At 73.0% G+C, this 9,561-nt stretch carries 8 protein-coding genes and 1 pseudogene; 7 read left to right on the forward strand and 2 right to left on the reverse strand.

Features of this window, described 5'->3' with window-relative positions; all coding sequences use genetic code 11:
- Positions 1–348, reverse strand: a pseudogene (locus V7E45_RS35585) (hypothetical protein); the annotation flags it as partial.
- Between the two features lie 169 nt (positions 349–517).
- Between V7E45_RS35585 and V7E45_RS35590 the strand changes: the two are divergent.
- The 6 genes from V7E45_RS35590 (at position 518) to V7E45_RS35615 (ending at position 7,328) form a co-directional block, all read left to right on the forward strand.
- Positions 518–1,549 (forward strand): LacI family DNA-binding transcriptional regulator, encoded by a 1,032-nt coding sequence (locus V7E45_RS35590; protein ID WP_333778405.1) that lies wholly within the window; start codon positions 518–520, stop codon positions 1,547–1,549.
- A gap of 87 nt (positions 1,550–1,636) precedes the next feature.
- Complete coding sequence (locus V7E45_RS35595) at positions 1,637–2,986, forward strand: endo-1,4-beta-xylanase (RefSeq protein ID WP_333778406.1); 1,350 nt, start codon at positions 1,637–1,639, stop codon at positions 2,984–2,986.
- Positions 2,987–3,060: 74 nt separating this feature from the next.
- On the forward strand, positions 3,061–4,116 hold the full coding sequence (locus tag V7E45_RS35600) for an LCP family protein (RefSeq protein WP_333778407.1): 1,056 nt from the start codon (positions 3,061–3,063) through the stop codon (positions 4,114–4,116).
- 72 nt (positions 4,117–4,188) lie between these two features.
- Complete coding sequence (locus V7E45_RS35605; RefSeq protein WP_333778408.1) at positions 4,189–5,559, forward strand: FG-GAP-like repeat-containing protein; 1,371 nt, start codon at positions 4,189–4,191, stop codon at positions 5,557–5,559.
- Between the two features lie 113 nt (positions 5,560–5,672).
- Positions 5,673–6,029, forward strand: coding sequence for a YciI family protein (locus V7E45_RS35610; RefSeq protein WP_333778409.1), 357 nt, complete (start codon positions 5,673–5,675; stop codon positions 6,027–6,029).
- A gap of 45 nt (positions 6,030–6,074) precedes the next feature.
- Complete coding sequence (locus V7E45_RS35615; protein WP_333778410.1) at positions 6,075–7,328, forward strand: RNA polymerase sigma factor; 1,254 nt, start codon at positions 6,075–6,077, stop codon at positions 7,326–7,328.
- A 9-nt stretch (positions 7,329–7,337) separates the two neighbouring features.
- Here the strand turns inward: V7E45_RS35615 and V7E45_RS35620 are convergent, their stop codons facing one another.
- Positions 7,338–8,504, reverse strand: coding sequence for a THUMP-like domain-containing protein (locus V7E45_RS35620; protein ID WP_333778411.1), 1,167 nt, complete (start codon positions 8,502–8,504; stop codon positions 7,338–7,340).
- Positions 8,505–8,595: 91 nt separating this feature from the next.
- On the opposite strand from V7E45_RS35620, the gene V7E45_RS35625 reads away from it, so the two are divergent.
- Entirely contained in the window at positions 8,596–9,528 is a 933-nt protein-coding gene (locus V7E45_RS35625; RefSeq protein ID WP_333778412.1) for a polysaccharide deacetylase family protein, read from the forward strand.
- Positions 9,529–9,561 lie beyond the last annotated feature (33 nt).

The following is a 9,561-nucleotide window of genomic DNA, read 5'->3' on the forward strand; positions in this document are numbered from 1 at the left end:
CCCCCCCCCCCCCCCCCCCCCCCCCCCCCCCCCCCCCCCCCCCCCCCCCCGCCCCGCGCCCCCCCCCCCCCCCCCCCCCCCCCCCCCCCCCCCCCCCACGGCCGGGTCCACCGGCGCGGTGCCGAAGGAGCGGGTCAGCTGGCCGAGGCCGAGGGCGATCAGCTCGTCCCAGTCGTGCTCGGCGGCCATCTCGCGCTGCAGCGGCGCCACGCCCTCGCCGTCCGTGGCCGCTCCCACCCACACGCCGTAGAGCTGGGCTGTCTTCTCCTCCAGGGTCATCCGGGAGAGCAGGTCGTCGACCCGGGCGGCGGCGGGCAGGGCGGTGTCGCGCCAAGGAGTGGTGGTCATGGGACTCCCGTCGGAGGATCGCGGAGGGGCGCGGAGGATCGCGAGAGGTCCGAGTGCCGGATGCCGACCCCGGATTTACGAATGTTTCGAATACTACTCCGAATGTTCCGGGAACCTATGGCGCACGCGGACCTTCGTCAAGAGGGGCCGCAGGGATACGATCGCGGTCATGAAGCCTTCGAAGCCCGCAGAACCGCAGACGGCGACCCTGGCCGAGATCGCCCGGGAGGCGGGGGTGTCCGCTCCGACTGTTTCGAAGGTCCTCAACGGCCGTGCCGACGTCGCCCCGGCGACCCGCAGCCGCGTCGAGGAACTGCTGCGCGTCCACGGCTACCGGCGCCGGCGCGCCGAGGCGTCCCGCTCGCCACTGATCGACCTGGTCTTCCACGAGCTGGAGAGCGCCTGGGCGATGGAGGTGATCAGGGGCGTGGAGAACGTGGCCCGGGACGCGGGGCTCAGCGTCGTGCTCTCGGAGTCCGCCGGCCGGCTCACCCCCGGGCGTACCTGGGCCGACCAGGTCGCCGCCCGTCGGCCGCACGGGGTGGTCCTGGTGCTGTCCGGGCTCGACGAGTCCCAGCGGGCCCTGCTGACCAGCCGGTCCATTCCGTTCGTGGTGATGGACCCGGCCGGCGACCCCGGCCCGGACGTCCCTTTCATCGGCGCCACCAACTGGCAGGGCGGCCTCGCCGCCACCCGCCACCTGGTGGAACTCGGTCACACCCGGATCGGCGCCATCAGCGGGCCGTCCCGGATGATGTGCAGCCGCGCCCGCGTGGACGGCTACCGGGCCGCCCTGGAGACCGCGGGCCTGCCGGTCGACCCCGCCCTGATCAGGAGCGGCGACTTCCACCACGACTCCGGCTACCGCCTGGGCCTTGAGCTGCTGCGCGGCCCCGGCCGGCCCACCGCCGTGTTCGCGGGCAACGACCTCCAGGCGCTGGGGCTGTACGAGGCGGCGCGCGAACTGGGGCTGCGCATCCCGGAGGACCTGAGCGTGGTCGGCTTCGACGACCTGCCGGTGGCCCGGTGGGTGGGCCCGCCGCTGACCACCGTGCGGCAGCCGCTGACGGAGATGGCAGAGTCCGCCGCCCGGCTGGTGCTCGAACTCGGGCGCGCGCAGGACGAACGGGCGGCGACCCGGGTGGAGCTGGCGACGAGCCTGGTGGTGCGGTCCAGCACCGGAGTGCCCCCGGTCGCGTAGGGGTGCGCGTATTGACGGGTGCCGGGGGCAGCCCCACACTCTCCGAGCCAGTCGGTTATCCGACCGAAACTTTCGGAGGCATCCCTCATGAGATCTCTGAGAACGGGCTTATCCCTCGCGTCCCTGCTGGCCGGTGCGGCGCTCGTGTGCACGGCGCCCGCGGCGCACGCCGCCGACCCCCCGCTGCGCGACCTGGCCGCCGCCAAGGGCAAGGTCGTCGGCACCGCCGTCACCGGCTCCAAGCTCACCGGCACCTACGGTGACCTCGCCGGCGCGCAGTTCAGCTCGCTGACCCCGGGCAACGCCATGAAGTGGGGCTCGGTCGAGCCCACCCGGGGCGGCTTCGACTGGACCGAGGCCGACAAGATCGTGGCCTTCGCCCAGGCGCACGGCCAGCAGGTGCGCGGCCACACCCTGGTCTGGCACAGCCAGAACCCGAGCTGGCTGACGAACGGCAGCTGGACTCCGGCCCAGCTCGGCAGCCTGCTGCAGAACCACATCAGCACCGAGGTCGGCCGGTACAAGGGGAAGATCGCCGCCTGGGACGTCGTCAACGAGCCCTTCAACGACGACGGCACCTACCGCGCCGACCTCTGGTACGACGGCCTCGGCTCCGGCTACATCGCCAACGCCCTGACCTGGGCGCACGCGGCCGACCCCGACGCCAAGCTGTACATCAACGACTACAACGTCGAGGGCGTCGACGCGAAGTCCACCGCCCTGTACAACCTCGTCAAGTCCCTCAAGCAGCAGGGCGTCCCGATCGACGGCGTCGGCCTCCAGGCCCATCTCATCCTCGGCCAGGTGCCCTCGACCCTCCAGCAGAACATCCAGCGCTTCGCCGACCTCGGCGTGGACGTGGCGATCACCGAGCTGGACGTACGCATGGCCCTGCCCGCCGACAGCGGCAAACTCGCCCAGCAGGCAGCCGACTTCAGGTCGGTCGTGGCCGCCTGTGTGGCGGTGACCCGCTGCGTCAACCTCACCGTGTGGGGCTTCGCGGACTCCGACTCCTGGGTGCCGAGCACCTTCCCCGGCTACGGGGCGGCGACGCCGTACGACGAGAACTACGCACCGAAACCGGCGTACCGCGGCATCGCGGAGGCGCTGGGCGGCACCACGACCACCCCGCCCCCGCCCACCGGGGCCTGTACCGCCGCCTACAGCGTGAGCAGCCAGTGGGACAGCGGCTTCACCGGGCAGGTGCGGATCTCCTGCTCGGGCGCCTCCCTGGCGTCCTGGAAGGTGAGCTGGACGTACGGCGCGGGTCAGCGGGTCACTCAGGCGTGGAACGCCACCTGCGCCCAGTCGGGCGCGGCCGTGTCCTGCTCGAACGCCTCGTACAACGGCGCAGTACCCGACGGGGGTTCGGTGACCTTCGGGTTCAACGCCTCGTGGAGCGGCGGCAATCCGGTGCCCACGGTGACCCTGGGATGAGAATCTCACGAGAAAACCGTCCTTGGTGCCCTTCGCTAACAGTCCGCTAATAATTCGGACTTACGTTCCTGCCCGTGACGCGAAACGAGGAACAAGGCGAAGCGGGCAGACGGACGGGCCGGCGGTCGCGCGTGCTGAAGGCCGCCGGTCTCGTCCTGGCGGGCGCCCTGGTGCTGGGCACGGCCGCCGCCGGCTACGCGTACTGGCACCTGAACCGCAACATCAAAAGCGTCGACATCGACAGCGCGCTCGGCGGCGACCGCCCGGCCCGGGCGGTGGTCACCCCCTCCGCGAGCGCCTCGCCCCCCACCGCGCCGCTGCCCACCGGGGCCCTGAACATCCTGGTCCTCGGCTCCGACTCGCGCAGCGGCAAGGCCAACAGGAAGCTGGGCGGGGGCGACAGCGCCGGCGCCCGCTCCGACACGGCGATGGTGGTGCACATCGACGCCGGCCGGACCAGGGCGACGGTCGTCAGCATCCCGCGCGACACCCTGGTCACCCGCCCCTCCTGCCCGCTGCCCTCCGGCGGCTCCACCGCGGTGGCCCACCAGGTCATGTTCAACACCGCCTACGCGCTGGGCGGTCCGGTGTGCGCGGTGAAGACCGTCGAGTCGATCACCGGCGTCCGCATGGACCACTACATGGAGGTCGACTTCTCGGGCTTCGCCAAGCTGGTGGACGCGCTCGGCGGCGTCGACATCACCACCGCCCAGGACATCGACGACGACAAGAGCCGGCTGCACCTCAAGGCCGGCACCCACCACCTGGACGGCACCCGGGCGCTCGCCCTCGCCCGCACCCGGTACGGCGTGGGCGACCGCAGCGACCTCGGCCGCATAGGGCTCCAGCAGAAACTCGTCAAAGCCCTGCTCGCGCAGATGGCGCGAACCAGCCTGCTCACCGATCCCGCCCGGCTCTACAGGGTCGCCGACGCCGCCACCGCCGGCCTCACCACGGACACCGGCCTCGACTCCCTGGGCGAGCTGTCCACCCTCGGGCAGAGTCTGAAGGGCCTGACGGCCGACCGGGTGCGCACGGTGGTGATGCCGTGGCTGAGGGCGCCCTCCGACCCCAACCGGGTGGTGGCCAGGGAACCGGCGGCCGGCCGGTTGTGGGCGTCGCTGCGCTGACGTCTACAACCAAAGTCCCTGCCGGGCAGTCTCGTTACCGTGTTCGACTCACGGCAACGAGAGGGTCTAGTGGTGTTCTCCGCACGTTCGCACGCCCGTTGGGCGGTTCCCCTGGTGCTGGGCATGGCCTCGCTCGGCGTCGTCGCACCACCGGCGTCCGCGTCCGGGGCCGTCGCCCCCGTCCGCGACGACTTCAACGGCGACGGATACGCCGACCTGGCCGTCGGTGCCCCGAACGGGACGGTCGGCGGACAGTCCGGGGCGGGCTACGTCACCGTGATGTACGGCGGTCCGCACGGGCTGTCCACCAGCCACCGCGCGATCATCAGCCGGGCCACGGCCGGGATTCCCGGCAGCCCGGCCAAGAACCAGAAGTTCGGCCTGCAGGTGTCCAAGGGCGACCTCGACGGCGACGGCCGCGCGGACCTCGTCGTCGGCACCGCCTCCTCGTCCGCCGACGCGGTCGTGGTCTGGGGCGGCCCGCACGGGCTGTCCGGCGGCACGTCGATCCGCGCCACCGACACCCAGACCGGCGACTTCGACGGCGACGGACGCCTCGACCTCGCCGTGTTCCGCAGCGGCTTCGCCACCGGCGACGACCCGATCGGCACCACCGCCACCCTCTGGAAGGGCCCGCTCAAGCGCACCGGCACCCCTGCCGGGAAGACCCCGCTCGACCCCGACCACCTGGGGTACCTCGACGTCCACGACGGCGTCACCGGCGACCTCAACGGCGACGGCCGCACCGACCTGGCCCTGACCTCCTACTGCGGCGACGGCAGCCACTGCGTCGAGGTGTACGTCAGCGGCCCCGCCGGGCTCACCCGGGTCACCGACTTCCCCGGCGGCAACGGCCCGGCCGCGATCGGCGACCTCGACGGCGACGGCTACGACGACCTTGTCACCGCCTTCTCGGAGGACGAGCGCATCTCGGTGGCGTACGGCTCGCCCTCCGGGCTGGGCGACAGGGACACCTGGCGGACGTACACGCAGAACACGCCCGGCGTCCCCGGCGCCACGGAGGAGGGTGACAGGTTCGGCGCCTCGATCGCCGTCGGTGACGTCACCGGCGACGGCATCGCCGACGTGGCGGTCGGCGCGCCGGGCGAGAACACGGGCGAGGGCGTCGTCGACGTGCTGCGCGGCGGCCGCTCCGGGCTGACCGGCACCGGCGCCCAGGCCTTCACGCAGAACACCGCGGGGGTTCCCGGCAGCGCCGAACCGTACGACGGCTTCGGGTACGCCGTCCGGCTGCTCGACATCAACGGCGACCGGCACGCCGACCTCGCCGCCGCCGCACCTTACGAGGACGGCGGGAACGGCACGGTCTGGGTGCTGCGCGGACAGTCGTCGGGCGTGGTGACCGGCGCGGCGCTCGCCTTCGGCGGGAAGGCGGTGGGCGCGCCGTACGCGAAGGCGGGGTTCGGGTTCGAGCTGAAGTAGGCGCGGACGCCGGAAAAAAATCTCCGGTGAGTGTGTCGATCCGGGTGTCTCCCGTTCGACGCACGGGTGAGCGGCGGGGACAAGGCCCCGCCGCCCCGACCGGAGGAGCCACCATGCCCCGCTACCTGTCCCTCATCCGCATCGACGAGAACTCCGCCCCCGCCGAGGGCCCCAGCGAGGAGCTGATGCGGCGGATGGGCGAACTGATCGAGGAGATCACCAAGGCCGGCGTCATGCTCGACACCGCCGGCCTCACCCCCACCTCGCAGGGCACCCGGGTGCACTGGGAGGGGGGCCGGATCTCGGTCACCGACGGGCCCTTCACCGAGTCCAAGGAGGTCATCGGCGGCTACGCGATCATGCAGTGCAAGGACAAGGCCGAGGCGCTGGAGTGGACCAAGCGGTTCCTGCGGGTCCACGAGGAGTTCTGGACCGTCACCTGTGAGGTCCGGGAGATCGCGGAGGGCTGAGTCCTCCCTGGCGTACGGCCGCCCGGGGGTGTTGCATGGTGGGCTGTGGAACCACAGCCCACCGCGGCGCACGCGATCGAGACCGTCTTCCGCCTGGAGTCCCCGCGGATCGTCGCCGGCGTCGCCCGGATCGTGCGGGACGTCGGCATCGCCGAGGAACTGGCGCAGGACGCGCTCGTCGCGGCGATGGAACGGTGGCCCCGGGACGGCGTGCCCGGCAACCCCGGCGCCTGGCTCATGGCCACCGCCCGGCACCGCGCCGTCGACCTCGTCCGGCGCCGCGAGACGTACGCCCGCAAGCTCGCCGAGATCGGCCGGGACCTGGAGACCACCGCCCCGCCCGAGGAACCCGCCGACCCCGAGGACATCGACGACGACCTGCTGCGGCTGGTCTTCACCACCTGTCACCCGGTGCTGTCCCCGGAGGCCCGCACCGCGCTCACCCTCCGCCTGCTCGGCGGCCTGACCACGGCCGAGATCGCCCGTGCCTTCCTCGTCCCGGAGCCGACGGTCGCCCAGCGCGTCGTCCGCGCCAAGCGCACCCTGGCGACCAGGAACGTCGCCTTCGAGGTGCCCTACGGTCCGGACCGCGAGGCCCGCCTCGGGTCCGTCCTCGACGTCATCTACCTGATCTTCAACGAGGGTTACGCGGCCACCGCGGGCGACGACCTGCTGCGGCCCGGGCTGTGCGAGGACGCGCTGCGTCTCGCCCGGGTCCTGTCCGCGCTGATGCCCAAGGAGCCCGAGGTGCACGGGCTGACCGCGCTGCTGGAGTTCCAGGCCTCCCGCGCCGCGGCCCGCACCGGCCCCGACGGCACACCGGTGCTGCTGAAGGACCAGAACCGGCGCCGCTGGAACCGCATGCTCATCGCCCGCGGCGTCCAGGCCCTCGCCCGCGCCGAAGCCACCGGCAGCGGCGCTCCCGGCCCCTACGGCCTCCAGGCCGCCATCGCCGCCTGCCACGCGCACGCGTACACCTACGAGGAGACCGACTGGCGGACCATCGCCACCCTGTACGGGCTGCTCGCGGCCCGCTCCCCGTCCCCGGTCGTCGAACTGAACCGGGCCGTCGCCGTGTCCATGGCCGACGGTCCCGCCGAGGGCCTGCGGCTGGTGGACGCGCTCGCGGCGGAACCCGCCCTGCGCGACTACCACCTGCTCCCCAGCGTGCGCGGCGACCTGCTGACCCGGCTGGGCCGCACGGCGGAGGCCCGCGCGGAGTTCGCCCGCGCGGCGTCCCTGACCCGCAACGCACGCGAACGCGCGCTCCTGCTGAGCCGGGCCGCCGGGGACGGCTGAGCGGGCGCGTCAGCGGGCCGGGTGGCCGAGCAGCATGGTGGGGGCGCCCGCGACGCGGGTGAGGAAGACCGTGGCGGAGTGCGGGCCCTGGGGCTTGACCTTCCTGCGCAGTTCCTCCGGCTCGACCGCCGATCCCCGCTTCTTGACCGTCAGGACGCCCACCTCGCGCTCCCGCAGCAGGGCCTTCAGCCTCTTCACGTTGAACGGGAGCCGGTCCGTGATCTCGTAGGCGGTGGCGTACGGCGTCGGGCGCAGCGCGTCGGCGGTGACGTAGGCGATCGTCGCGTCGACGAGGCCGCCGCCGACCTCCTCGGCCACCTCGGCGACCAGGTGGGCGCGAATGACGGCGCCGTCGGGTTCGTACAGGTACCGCCCCACGGGCCGCACTCCGGGGTCGGGCAGGCCCCGTCCCGGCAGGGTGCGCGGGCCCGGCAGCAGCGTGGCCCGCACGGTGCCCGGTGCCCCGGACCCGAACCACAGCACGGCCTCCTTCACGTCGCCGCCGTCCGAGATCCACTCGGCCTCCGCCTCGGCCGGGATCGCCTCGTGCGGGATGCCCGGCGCGATCTTCAGCGCGGCGCGGGGCGCGCCGAGGGCCGCCCCGACCGCCCACGACAGGGGCGGCGAGTAGGCCTCGGGGTCGAAGATCCTGCCCCGTCCGCCGCGCCGCGCGGGGTCCACGAACACGGCGTCGTACCCCCGGGTGCTCACCTCCGTGACGTCCGCCTCGCGCACCTCGATCAGCCCGGCGAGCCCCAGCGCCTCCGCGTTCGCCCGCGCGGCGGCCGCCGTCAGCGGGTCCCGGTCCACGGCCAGCACCCGGATGCCGGCCCGGGCCAGCGCGATCGCGTCACCACCGATCCCGCAGCACAGGTCGGCGACCGAGGTCACGCCCAGGTCCTTCATCCGCGCCGCCCGGTACGCCGCCACGCTCGACCGGGTCGACTGCTCGACGCCGTTCGGCGTGAAGAACATCCGCCCCGCGTCCTCGGCCCCGAACTTCGCGGCCGCCCGCTGCCGCAGCCGGGCCTGCCCCAGCGCAGCCGACACCAGTTCGGCCGGGTGCTCGCGGCGCAGCCGGGTGGCGACGGCCAGTTCCCGCGCGGGGTCGGTGTCGCGCACCACGTCGAGGAGGGCGCGGCCTTCGGGGGTGAGGAGGAGGGCGAGGTCGTTCACCGGGTCATTGTGGGCCAGTCGGTGGACGGTGCGCTTCCGGGCGGCGGTGTCGGCCCGGGTTCGGTGCCGGGGCCTGCGAGGATCCGGCACCATGCGAGCAGTAGTACAAAATGACAAATTTCGGTCACGGCTCCAAGGAGTCGTCCTCCGCTGCGGACTGGCCGCCCTTGCCTCCGCCGCCGTCGTCTCCGGCTGCTCCGCCCCGGGTACGGACTCCGGCTCCGGGGGCGCCCCCGGCCGGCAGCCCGGCCAGGGCGGCCCCGACCGTCCGGCCGACCGCCGGGCGCGCCTCGCCGCCGAGCACGAGCGCCTGGTCGCCGCCGCCAGACGCTGGAACCTGGACCAGGTGCCGCTCACGCCCCCGGCCCCACCTGCCGTCAAGCCGAAGATCACCCCGCGCGACGGCTTCGAGGTGGACGGCCAGCGGGAGGAGAACCTGCCCCCGGTCTTCACCACCGTCCCGACCAGGCAGAAGGTCGTGTTCCTCACCATCGACGACGGTGACAACAAGGACCCGGACTTCCTGCGCATGATGAGCGACCTGAAGGTCCCCTACTCGGCGTTCCTCAGCAACTACCTCGTCAAGAACGACTACGGCTACTTCCGCAAAATGCAGTCCGAGGGCCACACCCTCAACAACCACACCCTCACCCACCCCTACCTGCCCGGTCTCTCCTACGAGGAGCAGAAGGACGAGATCTGCGGCATGCAGGCCGTCATGAAGAAGCAGTTCGGCAAGGCGCCGACGATCTTCCGGCCGCCCTACGGCGACTACAACGGCGACACCCTGCGCGCCGCCAGGTCCTGCGGGATCAAGTACGCGCCCATCTGGGACGAGGAGGTCTTCGTCGACCACTGGGAGTACCGCGACGACGACCGCAGCCTGCACCCCGGCGACATCGTGCTCACCCACTTCCGCGGCCGCAACGACTGGAACGGCACGATGGTCGACGACATGCGCCGCTTCCTGAACAAGGTCACGCGCGACGGGTACGCCGTGGCACGCCTGGAGGACTACCTGTGAGGCGCGGGGGGCCTGCGGGGGGCGACCCGGGGC

The organism is Streptomyces sp. IBSBF 3136 (assembly GCF_036815105.1).
GTDB lineage: Bacteria > Actinomycetota > Actinomycetes > Streptomycetales > Streptomycetaceae > Streptomyces.

Excerpts from the sequence above, each read along its gene's own strand:
- V7E45_RS35590 (WP_333778405.1), top strand. The coding sequence starts at position 518 with ATGAAGCCTTCGAAGCCCGCAGAACCGCAGACGGCGACCCTGGCCGAG.
- V7E45_RS35595 (WP_333778406.1), top strand. The coding sequence starts at position 1,637 with ATGAGATCTCTGAGAACGGGCTTATCCCTCGCGTCCCTGCTGGCCGGT.
- V7E45_RS35610 (WP_333778409.1), top strand. The coding sequence starts at position 5,673 with ATGCCCCGCTACCTGTCCCTCATCCGCATCGACGAGAACTCCGCCCCC.
- V7E45_RS35625 (WP_333778412.1), top strand. The coding sequence starts at position 8,596 with ATGCGAGCAGTAGTACAAAATGACAAATTTCGGTCACGGCTCCAAGGA.